This window comes from Corynebacterium gallinarum, assembly GCF_014837045.1.
GTDB classification, from domain to species: domain Bacteria; phylum Actinomycetota; class Actinomycetes; order Mycobacteriales; family Mycobacteriaceae; genus Corynebacterium; species Corynebacterium gallinarum.
In genome coordinates, this window is sequence record NZ_JACSPR010000008.1 from 93,506 (window position 1) to 116,964 (window position 23,459).

Here is a 23,459-nt window from a genome sequence, read left to right on the forward strand (position 1 = left end):
GAAAGGCAGGGGGACGCTGATCAGGGGGTGGGGTATCAGCGGGTGGGGTTGGGGGTGCGGGTGAACCTGTAGAGCTTGGGTGGTCTGTGCGGTGTTCCCGTCAGCACCTCGCCGGTGTCCACGAGATCGGGTGAGGTGGCCACGGATCTTCGGAAGTTGGCGGCATCGAGTTTGTGTCCGAGCACCGCCTCGTGGACGGTGCGCAGCTGGGCGATGGTGAAGGTCTCCCCGAGGAAGGAATGGGCGATGTCCGCGTATTCGACCTTGGTGCGCAGGCGCTGCAGGGCGTAGTCGACGATCCGGTTGTGGTCGAAGGCCAGGTCGGGGAGGTTGTCGGCCTGGAACCACTGGACGTTCTCGCCGGGTTCGGCGCGTTCGATCTCATCGGCGCGCACCAGGGCCCAGTACACGACGGAGACCACCCTGCCGGTGGGGGAGCGGTCCCGGGCGCCGAAGGTGTAGAGCTGTTCCAGGTAGCTGGGGTGCAGGCCGGTGGTCTCCCCGAGGGTGCGGGCCGCCACCTCCTCGAGTTCCTCATTCTCGGATAACCAACCACCGGGCAGCGCCCACCGGCCCAGGTGCGGATCGCGGGTGCGGGCGACAAAGGGGGTCCACAGGGCGGGCAGGTCCTGGTCATCGGGACGCAGCGCGAAGATGACCGTGGAGACGGCCACCTGGATGGTGTTGTCGGGTCGGGTCACTGGATCACGACACCCCCTTATGGTCAAAGTGACTTTATGATGTCGATGATCTTACAGTCACAATGACCAGAAGACGATTACCCCGCCGAATCCGGGGGTGAACTATGCAGGATTCGCAGGCTGCTCAACCGGCGGGATAGGTGACCTGGTGGTCCGGGCCGACCACCGCGCCGGCGGTCAGGGTGGCTGCCTGGGTCTGACCCGGACCCATGATGTGGGTGACCTCCACGCCCCGGGCCAGCAGGTGATCGGTGATGATGCGCCGGTGGCACCGCCACCAGACGGCTTCGGAACACAACAGAACGGTGGGGCGGGGGGCGTCGACAAGCTTGTCGACGGCGGAGACGAACTCCTCCGACAGGGCGTGGTCGGCGTAGTTGTGGAAACTACGGTTGTTCCAGAACGCATTGACCTCGAACGGCACCGTGGTGCTGACCTTCCGGCGTCCTGTCAGCGGTTCCACCCAGTCATAACCGATGCCGACACCCGCGAGCGACTCCCGCAGCGCATCCTGGTCAAAGTGGGGAAAGCGCCGCGAGCCGGGGAGTTTACGCACATCCACCAGCTGCTCCACACCGTTGTCAGTCAACATGTTAAGAAACACCGGAAGGGGGTGGGTGGAGTGCCCGACAGTGAAGATGATCGCCATACCGCCCCACCCTAGTTATGCGGGTGGGGAAAAACAGGGCCGTGCGCACTACGATGACGGGAATGTTGGCCGTCCTGTCCGGAGTGTTCTCCGGCGCTCTCCTCCCGCTCCAGACCTCGGTGAACAACCGTCTGCGCCAGAGTGTGGGAACGCCCCTGATGGCGTCGTTCTTCTCCTTCCTCATCGGCACGGGTGCGCTGATCCTGGCCACCTGGGTCACCGGTGGGCGCCCCTGGCCACAGCTGGGACTGGCCACCGGGCAGCCGTGGTGGATGTTCACCGGTGGCGTCCTGGGTGTGATGGTGCTGACGGGTAATATCCTGCTGTTTCCCCGGGTGGGCAGCGTGCAGACGGTGATCCTGCCGATCACGGGCCAGGTGATCACCGGCCTGCTCATCGACACCTTCGGCCTGCTGCGTGCACCACAGATCCCGCTGGGGTGGACGCGGGTGGGCGGCGCGTTTCTGGTCCTGGCCGGGGCCACCGCGGCGGTCGGGATGATCCGCGCGCGGGGCCGAAACCGGTCAGAATGCGTATCGACGGGTCAGTCACCGGGGGTCTGGTTGTGGCGGGGTCTGGGGCTGCTCATGGGGGCGTGTGCCGCCATGCAGGTCTCGGTCAACGGCCAGCTGGGGGTGGTGCTGGGAGCACCGGTGGAGGCGGCGCTGGTGTCCTTCACTGTCGGCACCCTGACCCTGCTGTTGTTGCTGGTGGCTACCCGCACCCCCTGGCGCGGGGTCGCGGTGGTGGGGCGCTCCAATCCCTGGTGGATGTGGATCGGTGGCCTGCTGGGGGCGACGATCGTCTACGCCACGGCCGCGCTGGGCCCCATCCTGGGCACCGGCATGACGGTGGTGTCCATGCTGCTGGGCATGCTGGCGGGCAGTCTGCTCATCGACACCTTCGGGCTCCTGGGTGCCACCCGACGGAAGGTCGCATGGACCCAGGTGCTCGGCCTGCTGGTCATCATCATTGGGGTCGCGCTGATCCGGGTGGTGTAGGACGGGGCAGTCACACACCCAGGTCCAGGGAATCCCCCGGGGCCAGGGGGAGATAGGTCGAGCCGTATTTATCGGCCAGCAGGGTGAGGATCTTGGTGTTGATCGCAAGTCCGTGTTCATTGACGATCCCGTCATGGATCCCCACGAAATGCTTCGGTGGGAACTTCTTCAGCCATGCCTCCACATCGAGCATTTTCACCCAGGGGCCGTTGACGGGAACCAGTGCGACATCGACATCCCTGATCGGTTGGAAGTTGTCACCCGGGTGTAGGATCCGGCCACCGATCAGGTACCCGATGTTCTCCGGGACATCCTGGGTGTGGGTGATCATGGCGTGTTTCGAGCCCACCACCTCGATTGGGATGCCACCGATGGTGAAGCTCTGCCCGTGGTCCACCGCGTGCGCCTCCACCGGGAGTTCATCAGCGAGGAAGGCCGGTGCGTAGATGACCATCCCGGGGTTGGTGCGGTGGGCCCGGAGGAGGGCCTGCTGGTCCAGGTGGTCCGGGTGACCGTGGGTGATCAGGACGGCATCGGCGCTGGCCAGAGACTCGGGAACGCCGAAGGAGCCGGGATCGATGATGAGGGTGTATCCGTGGTGGTTGATCTCCACACAGGCGTGGAGATGGCGTGTGATCTTCATGGTGTCCATTGTGGTCGAAATCCCCGCGCCGGGAGCAGCAGTTATGTGACGCGGAACACGTCACCGGGGTTCGGGGCGTAGCATGAGTGGTGCATCTGCCAAGAGCCAGAGGAGTTTCGATCATGACACATACCCTCTCCACCTACCTCACCTTCCCCGGCAATGCCGCGGAGGTGTTCGAACACTGGGCCCAGGTCTTCGAAGGTGACCTGAATCTGACCAAATACGGGGATGTTCCCACCGGGGAGTTCCCCTTCGAACCTGATCCCGATCTCGTCGCCCACGCCCAGCTCATCATTACCGGTGGCACCCTCACCGGCGGGGACAGCATGCCCGGTGAAGCGGAGCTCCCCCTCCGCGACACCGCCTATTCACTGCTGTATTCACTGAACACGCCGGAGGAGGCCCGGGAGGTGATCCAGCGTCTGGTCGACGGTGGTGGGCACGTGGGGATGCCGTTCGAGGAAGCCCCCTGGGGCGGATACTACGGCCAGGTTTTCGACCGTTTCGGGGTGATGTGGGCCTTCGATGTCGAAGCGCCGGACACCCCCGTGGCGGACACCGAGATCTAGAGCACCCGGTGCGTCCACTCGGGCGTGCCGTACTGCTTATCGACGAGTTCCTGTGCGGCCTCGAGATCAGCATCCGACAGCTGCGCCATCGTACCGCCGTAGCGGTTGGCGAAGGTCGTCTTCATGGTCTCGATGATGGCCTCACGGGGCGCGCCGGTCTGTCGGCGCAGGGGATCCACCCGCCTCTTCGCCGAGCGCAGGCCCTTGTCGGCGATCTTCACCTTGCCGATGCGCAGCACCTGCGTCATCATGTCCGCGTCGATGTCATAGGACATGGTCACATGGTGCAGGACGGCACCCGCCCGGCGTTTCTGTGCGGCACCACCGATCTTGCCTCCGGTGGAGGTGATGTCGTTGATGGGCACATACCAGGCATCCACACCATGCTGGGCCAGTGCGGCCAGCACCCAGCGATCGAGGTATTCATAGGAGTCCTCATAGCTGAGACCCGCCACGAGTGAATCCGGGGCGTACAGGGAGTAGGTGATGCAGTTGCCACCCTCCATGAACATGGCCCCGCCACCCGACATGCGACGCACCACCGTCACACCGTGTTCCTCCACGCCCTCGGCGTCGATCTCATTGACATAGGACTGGAAGGACCCCATGACGATGGCACGGTCATCCCATTCCCAGAACCGCAGGGTGGGGGGCCGCTGACCCGTGGCTACCTGTTCCAGCAGCAGATCATCCAGTGCCACATTCACCGGGGTGGGCAGCACCCCGGGCTGGAGGATCTCCCACTCGTGGTCGGTGAAGTCGGTGCCACCGGTCACCGCGCGACGCACCGCCTGGGCGATATCGGCGGTGGTGAAACCGTGGAATTCCAACCCCTCGCCGAAGGGGGCCAGCACTGCGTCGAAACGCCGGGTCAGTTCGCTGGCCGGATCCTTCACCGAGGCACCGTTGAGGGCGGACCCCAGGGCCAGGAATGCCTCATCCGGGTCGATGAAGAAATCGCCGGAGACCTGCAGTCCGGTGATGGTGTCGTCCTCGGTTATGACGTCTACGACCACGAGTTTCCCGCCTGGGACCTTGACTTCAAAGTGGTGTTTCATGCCCACCACCCTACGCGCGGAACCCGGCGGGGGAGATGGGTCGGCGGGGGTTGGTCATCGACAAGCACGCCGTTAGGAGTACTCCTCCTCGATGGCGGCGTAGGCGTCCAACAGCGACAGGGCGTGCTCACCGGACGCGCCCTCGGCGCGGATACCCTCGCGCATGGAGTCCACCAGCTCACGGCCGTGGGGATAGGGCGGGATGAGCGGGATGTCGGCGTCGGTGTGGGCCTCGACGACGACGGGCCGGTCAGCCTCGAAGGCCTCGGCGAGCACCTGGTCAATGGTGTCCGGATCATGCAGGTGGATGCCACGCAACCCCAACTGCTCGGCATAGGCCACGAAATCAAAGGCCGGCACCCGCTGGGAGGCCTCGAACCGGGGTTCCCCCTCGGTCTCGCGCTGCTCCCAGCTGACCTCGGAGAGATCCCTGTTGGCCAGCACCACGATGACAAAGCGGGGATCTTCCCACTGTTTCCACCGGTCGGCGACCGTGATCAGCTCATTGATGCCCAGCATGGTCATCGCACCGTCACCGGCCATGACCACCACGGGACGATCCGGGGTGACCTCCTTCGCGGCAAGCCCGTAGGGGACACCACAGCCCATGGACGCCAGCGTGCTGCACAGATGCGCGTTCGCACCATGGGGCACGGTGATGTGACGGACATAGTGGTAGACCGAACTGCCCACATCAATGGCCAGCTGGGTGTTCTCCCACAACCTGTTGTTGACTGCCCGCGCCACCAGATCCGGGTTGAGGGGGCGAGCCGGCACCTGTGAGCGGCGGCGGTTGATCTCCTGTGAGTTGTGGATGGACTGCTCCACCTGCTGTTCCCAGTCGGACCTTTCCCCATCCATGAGATCATCCGGCAGCTTCTCCAACAGTGCCTGCAGCGTGGGGGCCGCCTGGCCCACGAGGCCCACCTCGATGGGATAGCGGTTACCCATCTGGGCGGGATCTACATCGATCTGCACCGCCCGCGCCTGACCCGGTGGTGGATAGAACTCCGTCCACGGGCTGTTCGACCCGATGATGAGCAGGGTGTCACAGTTCTGCAGCACCCAGTTCGCGGAATGGGTACCCAGGTGCCCCATGTTGCCCGCGGCCAGGCGGTGGTTCTCGTCCACATACGGCTTACCCAGCAGCGCGGTGGTCACACCCGCTCCGAGATGCTCAGCCAGGGCCAGCACCTCGGTCTGGGCATCCTGCACACCGCGACCGGCGAGGATGGCGACCTTCTTCCCCTCAGACAGGACACGGATCGCGTGGTCCAGGTCCTCATCACGCGGCAGGATACGGCCGGTGCTCCAGTGCACGGCGGAGACGATCTCCCCGTGTTCCTGACCCAGATCAGGCTCGGGTGCCTGCTGGATGTCATGGGGGAGGATGACCACCGCGGGACCACTGCTGGCCAGGGCGGAGCGGAATGCGCGGTCGATGACCATCGGCAGCTGCTCCGGGGTGGTCACCGTCTCCAGGAAGGGGGTGGCCACATCCGAGAAGAGGGTGTGCAGATCCACCTCCTGCTGATAATCGGACCCCAGCACCGAACGGCTCTGCTGTGCCACCAGGGCAACGACGGGGACGCTGTCCAGCTTGGCGTCGTACAGCCCGTTGAGGATGTGGATCGCGCCGGGCCCCTGGGTGGAGGTGACCACACCGACGCCACGGCTGTACCGCGCGTCGCCCACCGCCATGAACGCCGCGCCCTCCTCGTGGCGGGCTGCGATGAATTCGGGGCCGTCCTTCGAGCGTCGGATGGCGCCCAGCAGGGCGTTGTTGCCGTCACCGGAATAACCGTAGACACGTTTCACCCCCCACTCCCGGAGTCGGCGGACAATGAGATCTGAGGTGGACATTGTTCTACCTTCCTGTCGTGCTTCCTATCGTGACGGTGGTACAGATGCCAGTCGGCGCCGGAACCAACCGGGTGAAGGGGGGTTCAACGGCGCCGGACTGTGAGGTGGTGCTGGTCGGGCGCTGGGCGCCCTGCGGGTGTGCTAGAGGGTGGGATCGAGAACGACCTTGATGCAGCCGTCCTCCTTCTTCTGGAATTTCTCGTAGTGCGCCGGTGCCTCATCGAGTGAGACGCGGTGGGTGGTGAGATCATCCACGCCGAGGGGATCGGCAGGGTCCTCCACCAGCGGAAGCAAATCATCGATCCAGGATTTCACATTGCACTGTCCCATGCGCATCTGGATCTGCTTGTCGAAGAGGGTGAGCATCGGCATCGGGCTGGCCTGCCCGCCGTACACACCACTGAGGGAGACGGTTCCACCACGACGGACCAGATCGATCGAACCGTGGAGTGCACCGAGACGGTCGAGTCCGCCGTGCTCCATCATCTTCCTGGCCGCGGCATCCGGCAGCAGGCTCATGGCATTGTGGGCCAGTTTGCCCACCGGGGAACCATGGGCCTCCATGCCGACAGCATCCACCACGGCATCGGGGCCGCGCCCCTCGGTGAGATCACGGATCTCCTCATGGGTGTCATCACCGAGATCGAAGACCTCGATGCCGTGTCGGGCCGCCATGGCGCGACGCTCCGGAACGGGTTCGATACCGAAGACCCGGGCACCCAGGTGGCGACCGATCCGGGCACACATCTGACCGATGGGGCCCAGGCCGTAGACAGTCAGGGTGTCTCCCTCGCCGACATCGGCGTACTTCACGGCCTGCCAGGCCGTGGGCAGGACATCGCTGAGGAAGAGGTACCGGTGGTCGGGGAGTTCATCGCCGACCTTGATCGGACCGAAATCCGCGTGGGGGACACGCAGGTATTCCGCCTGACCACCGGGCACCGAACCGTAGAGCCGGGAATAACCCAGGAGGCTGGCACCGGATCCGTATTCACGCACCTGGGTGACCTCACACTGGGAGAACAGGCCACGCTTACACATCCAACAGTGGCCACAGGAGATGTTGAAGGGGATGACCACACGGTCACCCTCCTTGAGGTTGGAGGCCGGGCCAGCCTCCACAACACGACCCATAGGCTCGTGGCCGATGATGTCACCCTCATCCATGAAGGGTGCCAAGACCTCGTAGAGGTGCAGATCGGAACCGCAGATGCCAGTGGAGGTCACTTGGATGATCGCATCGTTCTCGGCTTTGAGAACCGGATCCGGGACTGTTTCCACGCTTACTTTTCGTTTACCCTGCCAGGTTAAGGCCTTCATGTGTTCTTCTCCTGATGGTTGATCGACTCCACCATGGAGGAATGTAAAAGTGCCAGGGCATGATGTTCGGTCTGCGCCAGAACATCTTCTGGTTCACCGGGAAAATGGTGGAGTTCGGTATTTAACTGTCCTCTGACCAATGCTGCTATCCAGGTGGTGCCAGGGGGATTATCCTCCTGACGTCCGGGGCCACCCGCCCCTGTGACGGCCACTGCCGCATCCGCGTTCATAAGCTCGGACACACCCGAGACCATCTGGCTTGCTGCGTCCTCGGTGATCACCGGATCCCCCTCGGGCACACCGAGGACGGCGTATTTGATCCGGGTCATATACGAGGTCACCCCGCCCGCGTACCAGGAAGCGGAATCCGATGCCGCCGCGAGGTGGCACGAGAGTCTTCCGCCTGTCAGTGATTCCGCGACGGCGAGGGTGAAGCCGTGGTCCTGGGCGATCCGGGAAATGTCCTCGGCCAGTGCGGTGACCGTATCGTCGTCACTACCAGTCGTAGACATGTCGGATCAGACCTGACTATCTAGTAGTTTGCTGGTGGGTCGCTGGCGGGGAAGGACTCCTCACCCCACTCGTCGACCTCCTCGTCCTTGGAGTCCGGGCCACCGGTGGGAACGGTGTCCTTGTCCTCATTGGTGCGATCGAGACGGTCTTTGTCCTGTGGGTCATCCGCGAAAGGATTGCCGTTTGGAGTGTCACTCATGATTTGCTCTCCTTGATCTGTCTGTCCAATACTGCTGTCTTCGCCGACTCCGTGGGAGCCGACAACACCTAAGGTGATGTCTGTCACCTAGTGTTGAAAATCAAGCGTACGGATAAATCACCGTGTAGGAGCACGGGAAAGAAAAAGCGCAGTTCATAGTGGTATATATGGTGGAATATTAATCATTATGAAATGTGATATGCGTCGCTGGTGGCCGGTGTGCAATGACGCTGCCTCCGGTTCCGGTCCCGGGGTGAAGGATCGCGGTGAGGCGCACGGCATCACGCTGTTGACACCGGGGTTGTGGCGGATTTCGCGAGCCTGTGCAGGCGTGGAACCGGCATGCGGTAGTTGATTGCTGCGGCGCTGCCCAACTCGGGCCAGTGCAGCAGCGCTGAACGTTCGGCGAGGGAGCCTTCCACGACTACGGGGTCACCCTCATGGGGGACCGGCCCGCTGATCTTGACGTTCAGTCCGAATTGATCGGTCCAGAAATAGGGTTGGTAGGAGATCTCGGGGGCGTCGTTCCCGTGGAGAAGTGCTGTGGCGGCGATTCTGGCCTCCTCGATGGCGGAGGTCCATACCGGGCAGCGTTGACCGTTGAACCACACGACATCACCGGCTGCGACGATATTGTCCCGGATCCGTCCTTGGCTGTCACTGACCAGTCGACCATCGGTGAGAAGCCCGGAGCCCTCCAACCAGTCGGTGTTGGCGCTATCCCCAATGGCGGAAACGACCACCTCGGAGTCCAGGACACTGCCATCATCCAGTTCAACGGTGAGGCCGGAACTCGTGGGTGAGACGGACTTGACCAGGGCGTCTATGATTTCCACGCCGTGATCAGTGGCCGCGGCCGTGAGTATGTGGGCGATGACAGGGCCCATCTGTACCGCCATCGGTAGTCCGAACTGCACCAGGCGAACCCTACATCCGAGTGCCCGCGCCCCGGAGGCAACCTCCATGCCGAGCGGGCCGCCGCCGATGATGGTCACGCTTGGTTTCGTGGATAACCGGGACCGCAGGGCGGCGGCATCATCGAGGGTCCGGAGGGTGTACTCATTGGGGTCATCGGTGAAACGACGCGCCCGAGTTCCGGTGGCGATGATCAATCCGTCATAGGGGACCTGGATTCCATCGGCCAGGGTCACCACCCCGGCATCGGCGTCAACTCCGGTGACACATCCGTGGATCGTGGTTGTGTGGTGGGTGTCATGGGTGGTGGTCGGGAGAATCGTGTCCATGAGGTCGGCGGTGGGATCCAAAGCGGCCTTGGACAGTGCAGGTCGACTGTAGGTGGGGTGGGGGTCTTCGCCAATGACGGTCAGGGTGCCCTCGAACCCCTGGCGGCGGAGCGTGTCGCCCGCGGTGAGGCCTGCGATGCCGTGGCCTGCGATGACGATGTTGTGCATGGTGTCTCCTGTGGTCGGGCGTCTGGTCGGGCTCGTGCTCGTGCGGGTGGTCAGGTCACGGGTTCACTGGTGTGAGTTTGAGCGCTGCCACGGGACAGACACGGACCGCATCCTGGGCGGCGGGGAGATCTGCATCCCGGATCTCCGGGGTGTCGAGGATGAGTTCGCCCTCATCGTCGAGGTGCATGAGATGGGGTGCGGCCTCTTCGCAGAGTCCGTGTCCTTCGCAGCGGGGGCGGTCGAGTTCGATGTGGTGCATAGCTGCTCCTTGAGTGTGAAAGTGAAAAGGGTGGCCCATCCACCGCAGGTCCCTGTCGTGGAGGTGACAGGGGCGGAAGAAAGATGTGACCGGAGTCATGAAACTGTGTGTGTAGCGCCTCATTGAACAGAGAATGTGTCCAATGAATATCCAATATGGATAGTATTTATGTCATGAATGTTGAATTGGGAAAACTCTCCTCCGTGGACCTCAATCTGCTGGTATCGCTGCACGCCATCCTGGAGGAACGCTCGGTTACCGCGGCTGCCGACAGGGTCGGGCTCTCCCAACCTGCGATGAGTCATGCCCTGCGCAGGATCCGGAAGTTACTCGGGGATGAGATCCTGATCCGGCGTGGGGCGGTGAATGTCCTGACGCCCAAGGCGCAGGACATGCTCGCTCCCCTCCGGGAGGTGCTGTACAGGGCCTCGGTGCTGATCGGGGGTCGAACATTCGATCCGCACAGCAGCCACAGAACGCTCGCCCTGGCGATGTCGAGTTCGGTGGCCTACATCATCGGGCAGTCGGTGTCACTGCTCATGGAGCGGGAGGCGCCCACTATGTCCCTCAAGATCATCACCACCAACGACGTCACTGATGCCGTGTTCACGGAACAGGGCGCTGATGTGCTGTTTCTCGCCGAGGGGTACGAGACATCCCATCCCCGGGAGCGGGTGTTCGATGATGAATGGGTGGTGATGGGTGGGCACCGGGATCTGCTGGAGAGTGACGTCATCACCTGTCTGCAGGATTGGCCACATGTGGGATTGCAGTCGGAGCGGACCACCCGGCCCTATGAAATCCTCCGTCACCGGGGCGTGGAGGTGAGCATGCAGGTCCACGTCACCGATTATCTGGTGCTGCCACAATTTGTGGCGGGGGTCCGCAGACTCGCCCTCCACCGGCGTCGCGTGGCAGAGCGGATGGCCAGGACCCTACCGGTATACGTCAGGGATTTCCCCTTCCCGGTGCTCGGGCTGGGTGTGGATATCGTCCATAACCCCTGGCAGTACGACGATATTTTCCGACACTGGGTTTCCGACCTCATCCAACGGGCCATGGCTATGAATTTGGCGAATACCTAGAATTAGAAATATTCATTTGTCGGATGCCACCGGGTGGGCTTAACTGTGACTCACGTCAAGTTTCCGCCCCATCTGAAAGAAGCCGACATGAATCCTGCTGCCCCGCACACCACAACCCCGGCAACGACCGCACCGGTATCCGAGCAAGACCTCTTTTCCGATCACACCCTTGCGCACACGGAGGAGGTCTACGGGGAGCTGCGATCACTGGGCACCGTGGTCTACCTTCCGGCCAATGATGCCTATGCCATCACCAGGTATGAGGCCATCCGTACGGCCAATTCCGACCCCGCAACGTTCTCCTCCAGGCAGGTTGCCTTCAACCCCCAGATGAATGAGATCCTCTCCGGTACGAGTCTGGCCTCTGACCCACCGCAGCATGGGAAACTGCGCGCCATCCTCACGGACAACCTCTCCCCACGTGCGATGAGATCGCTCAAGGGCACGATCTATGCCGATGCCGACACCCTGGTCCGCGAATTGGTAGAGAAGCGCACCTTCGATGGCATGGCGGATCTCGCGGTGGCCTTCCCGGTCTCTGTCGTCCTGGACCTCATCGGTGTCCAGGGGGACAAGCGTGATCGCATCCTGCCCTGGGGCGAGGCGGCGTTCAATCTTCTCGGGCCACTCAACCAGCGTGCCCGGGAATCCTTCCCCCTGGCAGGTGAACTGTTCAAGTGGACGCATGAGGAGATGACGGGCGATGGCCTGGCGGAGGGTAGCATTGGTCACGCCGTGTGGCAGGCTGCGGAACGCGGTGATATCGCGCCGGAGAGTTTCGGTTACCTGGTCCACCAGATCCTTGCCGCGGGCATGGACACCACCATCGCCACCATAGGCAACCTTATTCAGCTCCTGGCTGACCACCCCGACCAGTATGCGAAGCTGCGCCGGGATCCCTCGAAGATTCCTGCGGCGGTGGCTGAGACCCTGCGTTTCCGCACCCCCGCACCGGGTTTCGGGCGTGTGACCACCCGCGATGTCGAGGTGGATGGCGTGACCATCCCCGCCGGTAGCCAGGTGGCGCTGCTGTATGGTTCCGGCAACCGTGATGAACTCAAATATGAGAACCCGGATGTGTTTGACATTGACCGCAATCCCGTGGACCACCTCGGTTTCGGTTATGGCATCCACGGTTGCGCGGGGCAGGGACTGGCGAAGCTCGAGATCAATGGTCTGGTTGAGTCTTGGATCCGGCACGTGGACTCCTTTACCGTCACCGATGTGATCCCCCGTCTCAACAACTTCTCCCGCCCCTACGCGTCCATGCAGGTAACGATCACCGCCTAGAGCGCTTATCGACGGTACCCCCCCACGCCCACCTGTCTCCAGACAGGTGGGCGTTTGCCGTCGGGGGTGGATCTACTTTCAATGGCAAGTATCTGTGATGATGCTCACGTATATTTGCCAATTGGCTGGAAACCGGCCGGAAATTCTATGAATGTAGTGAGTATCTAACAGAGGATAGTCCCGTGAGAAGACGATTGATCGCAGCTGCCACCGGTTTTGTGCTGGTAAGTGCCACCATCTCGGTAGCCTCCACCGCAGGAGCGGTTCAGTTCGAGAAACAGTACCGCAGTGACCTGACCGTTTGTGTAGCCACCTCCACCCCCGCAGAAGTCCAGGTCACCCGGGATTACTACTGGGCGCAGGTGGAACAGTATGAGCTTCTTGAGGCCCGGCTCCGAGCTGCCCACCCCGAGTTCCAGGAGCAGTACACCCAGTTCGATGCTCTGATTGGCGCGGGGCAGGTGATGCCGGGTAATAATGCTGGTGTTTTCTCCCCGGGCGTCAGTGTCATATTCAACAGTGGGAAATATAACCTCTACGAGGCCCAGTTCTTCGCAGTGAGGGCAACCCAGACCTATCGGGATCTGGTGCAACTGGCGGAAACCGGGTTTCCCGTTGAGATGGAATATGCCGTGGACTGGACCAAGCAACAGTTTGATGATTATGAGGGGTCCGGCACCCCGGTGGTGCCCATCGGCGGTGAATTTACCTTCTCGGAAACCAGCTTTCTGACCATTCCTGCATACCAGCAGCTGACTGCGGGCCTGCCTAAGGGATTATTCGTTGTGGGAGCAGGAAGTGCCCCGAATGTCCAGACCATGCTGGAACCCCACAAGGAGGCACTGGCGGAACTGAAGCGGCAGTATGACGCCGTGGTCTCGACCACCGCTTTGTTCAGGGCCGCCCAGAACTGTGAGGATTTCATCCTCACCGGTGCCGTGGTTCCGACCACAACCGTGACGCCGACCGTGACGGTCACCGCGACCCCGGATACGGTCACGGTCACCCCCGCACCGGTCACCACCACGGCACCGGTTGGCACCGTTGTGGTGACCCCCGCGCCCACGACCATCACCACACCGGGCGGCACCACCACGGTCACCTCAGCTACCGCCACCACCACGGTGACCGCGCCCCAGGTAACGGTGACCACCACCCCGGAACCGGTGACCACCACGGTGAGCGCACCGGGGGAAACTACCACGCTGACCACCACCCCGGCACCGGTGACCACTACGCTGACTGCACCTGTCGTGACCACCACTGTCACCCCGGCACCGGTCACAACCACCGCCCCGGGATCCACGCTCACGGTCACCCCTGGACCAGTGACCATTACCGCCGAACCGGGCACGGAAACAGTCACCCCGGATCCTGTCACCACCACTGTCACAGCACCGACCGTGACGGAAACAGTCACCCCGACCACCACCCAGACCCCACCTGATGATGGTGGCACCCCGGGAGATGGGGGGAACAACCTAGGACTGGTGGCTGCTATCGTGGCCGTTCTCGCCGCCCTCGGAGGCATCGCGGCCTTCCTCGCCAACAACATGGGGCTGTTCGCCGGATTCTTCTAGCACACCCCCACGCGAAGACCCCCGACCGGGGAATGTAGCAGTTCCGGTCGGGGGGTCTTGTCGTCGATAAGCGTGCGGTTAGCCCCTGGTGAAGGGCAGCACCAGCCGTGAGGGGTGCTCGGCATCGCGGTAGATCTTGTGTGCGACGGGGCGACCGACCGGGAGATGGAAGGCGTCTGGGGGCAGTAGGGAGTTGTGGTCGTCGACCAGTGGTTCAGCATTGGACAACTCGACCGTGAGCTTGTGGCCCGGCTGGAAACTGGCGGCGAACGGGTAGAGGCGGATGACGTATTCCTCGACAACCCCCGGTTCAACCGGCACCGCGCGGGTGTGTGGGTGATACGGGTTGCCGTGGGTCGTGCGCTCCTCATCCAGTTCACGGTGGCTGGCCTTGAGGTAGCCGGTGGTGATCAACTGGCGGCTGCCATTGGGGGCGTAATCCCAGAGGCGGAGGATGAAGTTGGTATCCGGCTGGTCGATCTCGGCGAAGATGTGGGCAGCGCCGGTGCCGATCATCTCGGTGGCCTCCTCGAACACCGGGGTGGACCAGGACAGGATCTGGACCTCGTCGGTGACGGTCAGCGGTGCCTGGTAGAACCCGTCCGGGGCGGCGTACTCCACGCCCATGGTTTCCGGCTCGGTGGAGAGCTTGTGACGGGGGCGCAGGTAGAGCTCCCGGTGGTCGATCTCCTTCGGGGGCCACTGGTCGGCGGTGATGGTTTCGCGGGAACCCTCCACGAAGACATCGACCTGCGGCTCGTCCATGATGCCGTTGTCGATACCCTTGAGCCAGTAGTCGTACCAGGCGAACATCTTGTCGTGTTCCTCGATGAACGGACGGGACTGCATCGGCGGGTACGCGCCGATGGTGAGTTTCTTCGGTCCCTTGACCCGGTCGAAGACCTCGATGGTGGAATCCAGGGTCCAGCCGCGTCCCTGATCCAGCTGTAGCCAGACGGGGATGTCGATGTTGTGGGCGAGTTCGTTGGGGTTGCGTTCCTCATACCACTCACCGTCGAACTGGTTCATGACGATGTCGAACCACGCCTCATGGTTCTTAGGGTAGTTGAGGGCGTGGACGAGGTTCGGCCAGGCCTGGATATCCGGATCGGCCAGACGTTCCTCGACCTTGACCTTGAGCTCCTCGGGGGAGAACTCCTCGATCATGCGGGATTTCACACCGTCAGTGAAGGCCCAGCCGGAGTCGCCGCCACGACCCTCGCGGGCGGCCCGGGGCATGAACCACATGATGCCACCGTGGTAGGTGGTCTCGTAGAAGTCATAGTGCCCGCCGGAGACGAAGATGGCCTTGAGGTGCGGTGGGCGTTCCGCGGCGGCGAGAACCTGCATGGAACCGAAGTAGGAGATGCCGACCATGCCCACATTTCCATCGCACCAGGGTTGCTCGGCAACCCACTCGATGAAGTCATAGGCATCCTGGCCGAGGGAGACGCCACCGGCGTTGTAGTTGCCGATGTGTTCACCCTCCGAGTCACCGGAACCGCGCAGGTCTCCGATGACGTGAACGTAGTCCTCGGAGACGATGCGTGCGATATCGCCGGCCTCGATGCACCCATCCCACAGTGGGGAGGGTCGACGCTGTGGCGGGGTGGTCAGGGCGAGTGCCTGGAGTTCCTTGCCGTAGGGGGACAGTGCGACCAGTGCGGGACGGGGCTTGTCGACGTCCGCCTCGTAAGCATCGGCGGCGAGTGTGACACCGTCACGCATGGGGACCGAAAGGTTCTTGCGGATGCGGATGGTCTGCCCGCCGGCGTCGAAGTGCCTGATTTCGCTCATGTGGTGCTCCTTTGTTTTCATTCCCACAAGGGGTGACAAGTGTATATTATTATAATAAAGTGACTTCGGCAAGGGTTCGGAGTTTCTATATCCTGAACCACACCGTGGTCTCTTACCTGGCTGAGGCCGCCTGCACCCTAACGCACGAGGAGAATGACACCATGACGGACCCCACACACGTATCCGCCCACACCCCCATCCACTCCATCTACGCCAGGTGGGGGAGATTCGGCCTCTACACCTTCCTTATCGACGGCCCTGAACTGGCATTGGTGGACACCGGTGTCACCGACACCGCCCAGGGGGTGGCCGACGGGTTGGCCGAACTCGGCCGTGACATCCGCGATGTGAAGTGGATCCTGCTCACCCATGGCCATATCGATCACCTGGGCGGCACGGTCGCCCTGTGGGAGATGACCGGACGCCAGGCGCAGGTGGTCATCCACGAGGCTGACGTGGATTATCTGGAAAGCCGCCGAGCCCATGTGGAGAATTATCTCAACCTGCGCGCCGACTACATCGATGACCCGAAGGCGGAGGCGAAGCAGACCGCCATGATGGCCAGCGCCATCTCCGGTGAGATGTCTCCACATAGCATCGTCACCGGTGGGGAGGTGCTGGATCTGGGAGGCGTGAAGGTCAGGGTCGTTCACACCCCGGGTCACACCGGGGGATCCGTCGCCTATGTGGTGGAGGGGCAGAATGATGTCTTCGTGGGGGACGCCGTCCAGATCCACGGGGCAGCCAACGGTTTTCCCGGCTATGAGGACCCGGATGCCTACCGGGATTCCCTGGTGACCATCCAGCAGCTCGCCGCCAACCGCATGTTCCTGGGTCATCCCTTCCGCTCCGACGAGGGGGTCGCCTACGAGGTGGAACTGGACCGGGATACCGCCGCGCACGCCGTGCAGGAGGCCATCGGGATCGAGGCGAGAATCCGCGAGGCCGCCCTGGCTCTCGGGACCGGGGAGTCTGACTCTCCCTATTCGCCCTTCGCCGCTATTGCAGACCACCTCGGCTACACCGGTGATCCCACGCTGGAACCCTCCCCGTTCTTCACCACCCTCCACGGCTATTTCAAGGCATAAAGGGATCCATCCCCCTTTTCGGTGGCCTGAAATCTGGTTTTGTTGAGATAAACACCTGATGGTTACCTACACTGACCTTCATGCTTTCAACCCGTCTCGGCACCTTGACCATGGGGACCATCACCCTCGGAGCGGTGACAGGGGTCGTCTTCGCCGCCACCGTGGTGGCGGATGATCAACCCGTTGCGCAGCCCGACGCGACGGCGGTTACCTCCACCACCACGGCCACTGCGGAGGTAATAACCGTTGCCGACGAGCCGGTGGAACCTGAGATCACCGAACCGGAGATCAAAGCCCCCGAAATCATCGAACCCGAACCCTTCGACTACGGGGAATGCCCACCCCAGGCCCGCGCGTGTGTTGATCTGGATGGTGGGCGATCGTGGCTGCAGGATAACGGCCAGGTTACCTACGGAGCCGTACCGATCGGGCAGGGTGGGCCCGGTTATGAGACCCCACGCGCGGGGTTCCACGTTTCCCGCAAGGTCATTGATGATGTCTCTTATATCTTCGATCTGGCCCCCATGCCGTTTGCGGTGTATTTCACCAGTGTGGGGCACGCTTTCCACGAAGGGGACCCTGCGGGTGATTCCCACGGGTGTGTCCGCCTGGCCCCGGGTGATGCCGAGGTCTACTTCCACACCCTGCAGGTCGGGGATCTGATCCACATCTACTGACCCGCCGGTGGCACAGCTCGGGCTTCCACCATGTCGGTGGCATACGGAAACGGGGAGGGCAATCCCAGTGGATTGCCCTCCCCGTTCTTCTATCCCCGGGAGCGGTTACCCGACAACAACGGTCTGCCTCGTACCGGTCTTGCTCGGTGCCGACTCACGCAGGAACAGAGCGAAGAAGGTGGCTACCAATGCGCCACCGGAGGATATGAACAGCGCGGAGGCCAGCCCGTACTGGTCGGCCACGGCACCGGTGATCACCGGGTTGAGGAAGCCACCGACAAATTCCCCGATACCCACGGGCAGACCGACAGCCAGTCCGGCGACGGCGGGACGGACGGACTCGGCGGGGATGACCGACATCGCCAGGCCTCCCACACCCATGCCGGCGGCGAAAACGAACACCGCGGCACCCAGCAGGCCGGGGTTGGCCACGAAGACGAAGGACAATGGGGCCAGGGTGGAGAGCAGGCCGAAGATGATGGCGGTGGGTTTACGGCCGATCCGGTCGGATATCAGCGGCACGACGAAACCCCAGATGGCGGTGCCCACACCGAAGGCGGCCAGGATGAGACTCATGGAACTGGCCGTCCAGCCGCGGATATTGGTGAGGTACAGGGGACCGAAGACCTGCAGGGAGATCAGGTAGACCATGAACCCCGAGAACATCACGATGGACAACAGCACGTTGCGGTTGCGAATCACCTCACCCAGCCCGCCCTTGTGATCGGGGTGGGCGTATTCCATGGCCTCGGAGGAAGCGGCCTGTGGTTCACGCATCACCTTCCAGATGACGAACGCCATGATCAGGCCTGGGAGGATGGTGAAGAAGAAGGCGGTGCGCCAGTCGAAGATGTTAGCCAGGGCGACGATGACGATTGGGGCGAGCACACCACCGAAGAGGCCGTTGGCGGTGTTCATGGTGAAACCGAGGTTGAAACCACGGCGGTGTGGGGATGATTCCATGGCCAGTACCGACTGGGTAACCGGGATGGTGGGGCCTTCGAACATGCCCATCATCAGACGCAGGATGATCAGGTGTACGAAGGTGACCACGAACCCCTGGAAGAAGGATGCAGTCGAGAACACGACCAGGAGGACAACCAGGTAGAGCCTCTTGCTCTTGACACTGTCGGAGATCCGCCCACCGACGATGGAGGCGATGGACCAGGTCAGGGCCGCGGCACCGGCGAGCTGGCCCACCTGCGCATTGTTGAGTCCTAAGTCCTCCTGGATGAATGGCATGAGGAAGTTGATGATCAGGCGGTCGAAGAAGACCAGGCCGACGGCGAAGAAGAACACCGTGACCAGTTTGTTCTCATAGGACCGGAAACCCTGCTTTGGGGATGTCTGCGCCGTTGGGGTTGAGGCGGTGGAAGTCACTGAGGGGCTCCGTAGGAGTGAGGGGAGAGGGTCCGCATTGTGCGTGTAGGAGACCACCAGTCCGGCATGTGGGTGCCGGACTGTTGGTGAAAAAGGGATTTAAGCTGGGATTATTTCAGGAAATTGGCGGTGTCGTGGAAAACTTCGTAGAACTCCGGGATCCAGGAGAAGTTGACCACGAAGCCGTGGTTGGCGGCGTCGTAACGCTTCAGCTGTACCTCCACACCGGCGGCACGGAGTTTCTCGGCGTAGGCCTCGCCTTCATCACGCAGTGGGTCATAACCGGCGGTGACCACGAGGGCTTTCGGCAGACCTGAGAGGTTCTCACGCTTGATGGGGGAGACCAGTGGATCAGCCGGGTCGGCGCCACCTTCGAGATAGAAGGAGTTGAAGGGTGCCAGGCCGTTGTACTCCAGGCCGTACCCTTCAGCATTCTCCTTCAGTGATGGCCAGCGTTCCTGATCAAAATCCAGGTCCACGGACGGGTAGTAGAGAATCTGGTGGGTGATGCGGTCGAAACCATCATCCTGGGCCATGAAGCTCACCGCAGCCACAAAGTTGGCTCCGGAGGAGTCGCCGGCAATGGCGATGGGCTGGTCGTCGTCAAGCATGGTCGCAACCCCGCGCACCACGGCGTAGCACTCGTTGAGAGCTACCGGGAAGGCAACCTCAGGGGAGAGGGAATAGCCGACGGAGACAATCTTCCACCCGGTTTCCTTGGCCAGTGAGCGTCCGACGTGATCGTGGGTGTCCAGGCTCCCGGAGAAGAATGCTCCGCCGTGGAAATAGACGATCGTGCCCTTCGGCGCATCGGTGTCAGTGTAGATCCGTACCGGAACATCGGCGATGGTGGCATCCTCGACGGTGGCGATCGGGGTGCGCTTCTCCACGGGGGGAACGTTACCGGCCTCAAAAGCGCGCATGTCCGCAGGATTTGGCGGGGTGGTGGACGCTGGTGGGATCTGGGCGACGATCTTCTGGATCTCGGGGTGGAGGGTCATGAGGTGGCCTTCTTTCTTATGGCGGAGCCCTGGTGAGGGCGGTGATGGCGCCGCCGCACTGTCCCGGTGAAAGAACCTGTGGGCAGCGGCGACGACGCCATCATAAATAACTGGGTGGAGGGGGAGCCGACTTAGTAGTCGATCTTGTCCTTCTCCGGGAATGCGGTCTCTCCTGCGGACTCAGCGTTCCAGGATTCGCGGGAGATGCGCTGCAGCTCCTGGACCGGCTCCTTGCGCTTGGAGGTGTACAGTGCGAGTGCCTCGGCGACGGTGTCGGCCTCCACGATGCAGTCGGCGAGCACACCGGCATCGATGACGGCGGAGTTCGCACCCTGACCCTGGTGGTGGAGCATCGCGTGCGCGGCATCACCGATCAGCACCACGGCATCGGAGTTCCACTTGTCCTGTGGATCAATATCCGCTGCGGCGCGCTGGTTGACCTGTTCCCAATCGAGCTTTTCCACGATCTTAATCAGACGCTCATCGAAGTTCTTGAGCATCTCCAGCACCTCTTCCTTGGATACGTCCGGGTTCCAGGTGAGGTCATCGTGGGGGACGGTGATGTCGAAGGAGATCTGGCCGTTTTCACCACGGTGGCGCAGGGGCAGGAAGTAGATCATGCGACCGGTCTCTGCCTCGAGGTAGAGACGCAGGTTGTCGTCGACAAGCAGCCCCTCGCCCTGGGAGCCGTCAATGACGGCGCGGTAGGCGTGGGCGCCCTGCATGACCGGCTGGGAATCAGACCACAGAGTACGAACCTTGGACTTGATGCCATCGGCACCGACCAGGATGTCGAAGGTCTCAACTTCGCCGTTGGTGAACTTCACGGTGGCGGAATCACCGTTGTCGGTGATCTCCTCGGCCCGGTAACCGTATTGGAGTACACCTTCGGGCAGCTGGCTGGTCAGGGCATCAATGAAGTCCCGACGGTGGATCATGCGGGTGTTGTGCTTCTCATCGCCTTCGGAGAGGTGGGGCCACTCTTCCAGGTTGATGCGGTTGCCCTTGGTATCCAGGATCTCGAAGTAGTCGGATGGGGAGGTGACGGCCTCAATGGCGGGGAAGATGCCGAGCTTCTTGAACAGTTTGACGGATGCCGGGCGCAGACCGATACCAGCTCCGACTTCACCGGAGGCGTGTGCCTGCTCGTAGACCTTCACGTTGGCACCGATCTGTGCGAGTGCCAGGCCTGCGGTGGCGCCGGCGTAACCGCCGCCGATAACGCCGATCTTCAGGTTCTTGATGTCTTCGATCTTCATGGTCTTATCCTTAAGTCTTCTATGCAGCAGAGGGGGGTGAGTGCAGCTGGGAGTGATTAGTTGGTGGAGCAGGGCTTCTCAGTGAGGAAGTCCTGGGCGTGATTGTTGAAGATCCGGTGGATGACATCGTCGGACACACCGTTGCGTTGAAGATCCGGGATGAGGACCTCGAAGATGTAGTTGATGGTGTGGCCCTTCACACCTGGCCAGCCGAGGGGGGAGCAGTTCGCGTCCGCGGAGGCGAGCAGCTTGGCCTCATGGCCTGCGTTCAGCTCGCGCAGGAAATGATCCATGCGGTCCTTGCGGGGGCGGGCCCAGAAGGGTGGGTCCGGCAGTTCGGTCTCATATCCGAAGGTGTCGAAGCCGAGTCGTCCGCCGACCTCGAGGATGCGCGCGGTCGGGGTCTGTGCGTGGTTGACGCCGTCATCGACGTGGCCGAAGAGCACGCGGTCCAGGTCGAGGCCTTCCTCCTGGAAGATGGCGATGGCTGGTTCCGCGTCGATGGCCAGGTGGGTCATGACGGGGACTCCGGTCTGGACTGCTGCGCGGGCAGCGGCGCGGTAGATGCGCTTGTCCAGCTCGGTCATGCGACCGCCACGGGACACACCGACCTTGATGATGCCGGCCTTGGCGGTGGTTCCTGCGATGCCGACGGTGATCTCATGGATGAAGACTTCGGTGAGGTACTCCACGGATGCGTTGGCGAAGTGCGGCAGGGCGGTGTCGCCACCGACAAAACCGGTGCAGGCGATGATGTGCACGCCGGACTTCTCCGACAGGGTCTGGTAGTAGGGGATATCGCGGCCGTTGCAGATACCGGTGGCATCAACGAAGGTGCGTCCGCCGTACTCGTGGAATTTGCGCAGCTTGGGGATGGTTTCCTCGTAGCGCTGCTCCGGGGTCTTCCACCACTTGGTATCCAGCTCGGAACCGGGCATGCCGTAACCGATGTGCTCGTGGATGGCCACAAAACCGAGTTCCTCGGGTGCGATGGGGCCGAGGACTGTATTTACCTTGGACATGTTGATCCTCTTTCCTTATCGGACCGCGAGCAGATCGCGGGGGTTGGTCTCGGTGATCTGGGTGATGTCGGCATCGGTGACACCGGCGTTGCGCAGGGCGGGGATGAATGCGGTGAACAGGGAACCGAATTCGACGGCAGGGGCCTCGTGGCCCTTGGCCACGCCAATGGCAGAGGAGCTCAGGATGATCCGGTGGGTGTATCCGGCGTCGATAAGCTCCTTGACCAGCGCGATACGCGCGGTGTCGTCACCCTGGCCGGCCTGGTCGATGCCCACGTAGACGCCGCGGGCGGCGGCCTCGAGCACGGGAGCTTGTCGACGGTCAACTCCCCGGACCACCAGACGCTCCGGGGCAATACCCTCGTCGAGGGCGATGTCGATCTCGACGAGGAGATCCGCACCGAAGGTGTGCGACACGGCAACCCCGGTGGCCGTGGCGGCACGGACGGCACCGCACAGAAGGCTCTCATCGGTGGCGGTCATGCCGGTCTCGGTGGCCAGGGAGACGATCAGGCCGGCTGCGGCGCGACGTTCCAGGCGGGGGACCACCATGCCCTCGGTGATCTCCTTGGAGAAGAGATCAGCGAACTTCTCCGCAGGCCACGGGGTTGGTGGGTTGGTCTGCGGGGTGAGGAAGTACCCACCGAGCATCTCCTCCGGTCCCATGCCGGTCGAGGCGATGATGTTCACGTCGGTGGCGGAGGAGAGATTCTCCAGCATGGGCAGGGTGAGGGGAACGCTGCGTCCGTGGAACATGCCGGCGGCATCGACGATGGTACGTCCACCTGCGTTGTGGAAGGTGATGAGCTTATCCCGGAGGATCGTGAAGATCTCCGCGCGGTTGATGGCGATATCGGGTGCGTACTCAGCGCCGGGGACCACGGACAGCAGGGATGCGTGTACCTCTGTGGGGCCGAGCTGGTCTGCCGGAACAGGACCGAGGACTGTGTTGACCACGGGTGTGTTGTCAGGCATGGCACTACCTTTCTTCATTGGTTCAGGCGAATTGTGAAAGGATCGCCTGGAGAGCCTGTCATTGTTCGGCAGTTGACGTTGAAGAAACAGTGGGCCAGGAAGCGCTACCTCTGCC

At 62.6% G+C, this 23,459-nt stretch carries 23 protein-coding genes; 7 read left to right on the forward strand and 16 right to left on the reverse strand.

Translation table 11 applies throughout. The features are described from left to right. Positions 1-35: 35 nt before the first annotated feature. Complete coding sequence (locus H9627_RS11285; protein WP_191734137.1) at positions 36-701, reverse strand: NUDIX hydrolase; 666 nt, start codon at positions 699-701, stop codon at positions 36-38. Between the two features lie 124 nt (positions 702-825). Continuing rightward, a complete protein-coding gene (locus H9627_RS11290) occupies positions 826-1,350 on the reverse strand; it encodes a DUF488 domain-containing protein (RefSeq protein WP_191734138.1) in 525 nt (174 codons plus the stop codon). A 62-nt stretch (positions 1,351-1,412) separates the two neighbouring features. On the opposite strand from H9627_RS11290, the gene H9627_RS11295 reads away from it, so the two are divergent. Beyond that, entirely contained in the window at positions 1,413-2,351 is a 939-nt protein-coding gene (locus H9627_RS11295) for a DMT family transporter (RefSeq protein ID WP_191734139.1), read from the forward strand. 10 nt (positions 2,352-2,361) lie between these two features. Here the strand turns inward: H9627_RS11295 and H9627_RS11300 are convergent, their stop codons facing one another. Next, complete coding sequence (locus H9627_RS11300; RefSeq protein ID WP_191734140.1) at positions 2,362-2,994, reverse strand: MBL fold metallo-hydrolase; 633 nt, start codon at positions 2,992-2,994, stop codon at positions 2,362-2,364. A gap of 122 nt (positions 2,995-3,116) precedes the next feature. Here H9627_RS11300 and H9627_RS11305 point away from each other — a divergent pair, with 122 nt between their 5' ends. Beyond that, the gene (locus tag H9627_RS11305) at positions 3,117-3,566 is read left to right on the forward strand and encodes a VOC family protein (protein ID WP_191734141.1); all 450 of its coding nucleotides are present in this window, start codon (positions 3,117-3,119) and stop codon (positions 3,564-3,566) included. On the opposite strand, the gene H9627_RS11310 is transcribed toward H9627_RS11305, so the two are convergent. The 7 genes from H9627_RS11310 to H9627_RS11340 all read right to left on the reverse strand — a co-directional run bounded on the left by H9627_RS11310 (position 3,563) and on the right by H9627_RS11340 (position 10,190). After that, on the reverse strand, positions 3,563-4,624 hold the full coding sequence (locus H9627_RS11310; RefSeq protein WP_191734142.1) for a lipoate--protein ligase family protein: 1,062 nt from the start codon (positions 4,622-4,624) through the stop codon (positions 3,563-3,565). The genes H9627_RS11305 and H9627_RS11310 overlap by 4 nt on opposite strands. Before the next feature lie 72 nt (positions 4,625-4,696). Next, a complete protein-coding gene (locus H9627_RS11315) occupies positions 4,697-6,487 on the reverse strand; it encodes a thiamine pyrophosphate-requiring protein (RefSeq protein ID WP_191734143.1) in 1,791 nt (596 codons plus the stop codon). A gap of 141 nt (positions 6,488-6,628) precedes the next feature. Further along, positions 6,629-7,807: a zinc-dependent alcohol dehydrogenase gene (locus H9627_RS11320; protein ID WP_191734144.1), complete on the reverse strand. Its 1,179-nt coding sequence runs from the start codon at positions 7,805-7,807 to the stop codon at positions 6,629-6,631. After that, complete coding sequence (locus H9627_RS11325) at positions 7,804-8,319, reverse strand: CinA family protein (protein WP_191734145.1); 516 nt, start codon at positions 8,317-8,319, stop codon at positions 7,804-7,806. Before H9627_RS11325 ends, H9627_RS11320 begins: the two co-directional genes overlap by 4 nt. A 20-nt stretch (positions 8,320-8,339) precedes the next feature. Then, entirely contained in the window at positions 8,340-8,519 is a 180-nt protein-coding gene (locus H9627_RS11330; protein ID WP_191734146.1) for a hypothetical protein, read from the reverse strand. 281 nt (positions 8,520-8,800) lie between these two features. Next, the gene (locus H9627_RS11335) at positions 8,801-9,931 is read right to left on the reverse strand and encodes an NAD(P)/FAD-dependent oxidoreductase (RefSeq protein ID WP_191734147.1); all 1,131 of its coding nucleotides are present in this window, start codon (positions 9,929-9,931) and stop codon (positions 8,801-8,803) included. A 55-nt stretch (positions 9,932-9,986) separates the two neighbouring features. Then, positions 9,987-10,190, reverse strand: a complete 204-nt coding sequence (locus H9627_RS11340; RefSeq protein ID WP_191734148.1) for a ferredoxin — start codon at positions 10,188-10,190, stop codon at positions 9,987-9,989. Positions 10,191-10,363: 173 nt separating this feature from the next. Between H9627_RS11340 and H9627_RS11345 the strand changes: the two genes are divergently transcribed. From H9627_RS11345 to H9627_RS11355, 3 genes are all read left to right on the forward strand, one after another. Next, a complete protein-coding gene (locus tag H9627_RS11345) occupies positions 10,364-11,275 on the forward strand; it encodes a LysR family transcriptional regulator (RefSeq protein ID WP_191734149.1) in 912 nt (303 codons plus the stop codon). An 87-nt stretch (positions 11,276-11,362) separates the two neighbouring features. Continuing rightward, positions 11,363-12,565, forward strand: a complete 1,203-nt coding sequence (locus H9627_RS11350) for a cytochrome P450 (RefSeq protein WP_191734150.1) — start codon at positions 11,363-11,365, stop codon at positions 12,563-12,565. A 182-nt stretch (positions 12,566-12,747) separates the two neighbouring features. Continuing rightward, the gene (locus tag H9627_RS11355; RefSeq protein WP_191734151.1) at positions 12,748-14,145 is read left to right on the forward strand and encodes a hypothetical protein; all 1,398 of its coding nucleotides are present in this window, start codon (positions 12,748-12,750) and stop codon (positions 14,143-14,145) included. A gap of 78 nt (positions 14,146-14,223) precedes the next feature. Here the strand turns inward: H9627_RS11355 and H9627_RS11360 are convergent, their stop codons facing one another. Continuing rightward, on the reverse strand, positions 14,224-15,942 hold the full coding sequence (locus tag H9627_RS11360) for a CocE/NonD family hydrolase (RefSeq protein ID WP_191734152.1): 1,719 nt from the start codon (positions 15,940-15,942) through the stop codon (positions 14,224-14,226). Between the two features lie 161 nt (positions 15,943-16,103). Between H9627_RS11360 and H9627_RS11365 the strand changes: the two genes are divergently transcribed. Together H9627_RS11365 and H9627_RS11370 are read left to right on the forward strand one after the other, a co-directional pair. After that, positions 16,104-17,030: an MBL fold metallo-hydrolase gene (locus H9627_RS11365; protein ID WP_191734153.1), complete on the forward strand. Its 927-nt coding sequence runs from the start codon at positions 16,104-16,106 to the stop codon at positions 17,028-17,030. Positions 17,031-17,110: 80 nt separating this feature from the next. After that, on the forward strand, positions 17,111-17,707 hold the full coding sequence (locus H9627_RS11370) for a L,D-transpeptidase (protein WP_191734154.1): 597 nt from the start codon (positions 17,111-17,113) through the stop codon (positions 17,705-17,707). Positions 17,708-17,812: 105 nt separating this feature from the next. Here the strand turns inward: H9627_RS11370 and H9627_RS11375 are convergent, their stop codons facing one another. From H9627_RS11375 to H9627_RS11395, 5 genes are all read right to left on the reverse strand, one after another. Next, positions 17,813-19,087, reverse strand: a complete 1,275-nt coding sequence (locus H9627_RS11375; protein WP_191734155.1) for an MFS transporter — start codon at positions 19,085-19,087, stop codon at positions 17,813-17,815. 110 nt (positions 19,088-19,197) lie between these two features. Next, a complete protein-coding gene (locus H9627_RS11380; RefSeq protein ID WP_191734156.1) occupies positions 19,198-20,088 on the reverse strand; it encodes an alpha/beta hydrolase in 891 nt (296 codons plus the stop codon). Positions 20,089-20,219: 131 nt separating this feature from the next. Further along, a complete protein-coding gene (locus tag H9627_RS11385) occupies positions 20,220-21,347 on the reverse strand; it encodes an FAD-dependent monooxygenase (RefSeq protein ID WP_191734157.1) in 1,128 nt (375 codons plus the stop codon). A gap of 56 nt (positions 21,348-21,403) precedes the next feature. Continuing rightward, positions 21,404-22,369: a phosphotriesterase family protein gene (locus H9627_RS11390; RefSeq protein WP_191734158.1), complete on the reverse strand. Its 966-nt coding sequence runs from the start codon at positions 22,367-22,369 to the stop codon at positions 21,404-21,406. 15 nt (positions 22,370-22,384) lie between these two features. Further along, positions 22,385-23,344, reverse strand: coding sequence for a phosphotriesterase family protein (locus H9627_RS11395; protein ID WP_191734159.1), 960 nt, complete (start codon positions 23,342-23,344; stop codon positions 22,385-22,387). Positions 23,345-23,459 lie beyond the last annotated feature (115 nt).

Coding starts and splice junctions, on each gene's coding strand:
- H9627_RS11325 (WP_191734145.1), bottom strand. CDS start 8,319: ATGTCTACGACTGGTAGTGACGACGATACGGTCACCGCACTGGCCGAG.
- H9627_RS11350 (WP_191734150.1), top strand. CDS start 11,363: ATGAATCCTGCTGCCCCGCACACCACAACCCCGGCAACGACCGCACCG.
- H9627_RS11345 (WP_191734149.1), top strand. CDS start 10,364: ATGAATGTTGAATTGGGAAAACTCTCCTCCGTGGACCTCAATCTGCTG.
- H9627_RS11305 (WP_191734141.1), top strand. CDS start 3,117: ATGACACATACCCTCTCCACCTACCTCACCTTCCCCGGCAATGCCGCG.
- H9627_RS11340 (WP_191734148.1), bottom strand. CDS start 10,190: ATGCACCACATCGAACTCGACCGCCCCCGCTGCGAAGGACACGGACTC.
- H9627_RS11395 (WP_191734159.1), bottom strand. CDS start 23,344: ATGCCTGACAACACACCCGTGGTCAACACAGTCCTCGGTCCTGTTCCG.
- H9627_RS11335 (WP_191734147.1), bottom strand. CDS start 9,931: ATGCACAACATCGTCATCGCAGGCCACGGCATCGCAGGCCTCACCGCG.
- H9627_RS11360 (WP_191734152.1), bottom strand. CDS start 15,942: ATGAGCGAAATCAGGCACTTCGACGCCGGCGGGCAGACCATCCGCATC.
- H9627_RS11385 (WP_191734157.1), bottom strand. CDS start 21,347: ATGAAGATCGAAGACATCAAGAACCTGAAGATCGGCGTTATCGGCGGC.
- H9627_RS11310 (WP_191734142.1), bottom strand. CDS start 4,624: ATGAAACACCACTTTGAAGTCAAGGTCCCAGGCGGGAAACTCGTGGTC.
- H9627_RS11380 (WP_191734156.1), bottom strand. CDS start 20,088: ATGACCCTCCACCCCGAGATCCAGAAGATCGTCGCCCAGATCCCACCA.
- H9627_RS11390 (WP_191734158.1), bottom strand. CDS start 22,369: ATGTCCAAGGTAAATACAGTCCTCGGCCCCATCGCACCCGAGGAACTC.
- H9627_RS11365 (WP_191734153.1), top strand. CDS start 16,104: ATGACGGACCCCACACACGTATCCGCCCACACCCCCATCCACTCCATC.
- H9627_RS11315 (WP_191734143.1), bottom strand. CDS start 6,487: ATGTCCACCTCAGATCTCATTGTCCGCCGACTCCGGGAGTGGGGGGTG.
- H9627_RS11300 (WP_191734140.1), bottom strand. CDS start 2,994: ATGAAGATCACACGCCATCTCCACGCCTGTGTGGAGATCAACCACCAC.
- H9627_RS11370 (WP_191734154.1), top strand. CDS start 17,111: ATGCTTTCAACCCGTCTCGGCACCTTGACCATGGGGACCATCACCCTC.
- H9627_RS11295 (WP_191734139.1), top strand. CDS start 1,413: ATGTTGGCCGTCCTGTCCGGAGTGTTCTCCGGCGCTCTCCTCCCGCTC.
- H9627_RS11330 (WP_191734146.1), bottom strand. CDS start 8,519: ATGAGTGACACTCCAAACGGCAATCCTTTCGCGGATGACCCACAGGAC.
- H9627_RS11320 (WP_191734144.1), bottom strand. CDS start 7,807: ATGAAGGCCTTAACCTGGCAGGGTAAACGAAAAGTAAGCGTGGAAACA.
- H9627_RS11290 (WP_191734138.1), bottom strand. CDS start 1,350: ATGGCGATCATCTTCACTGTCGGGCACTCCACCCACCCCCTTCCGGTG.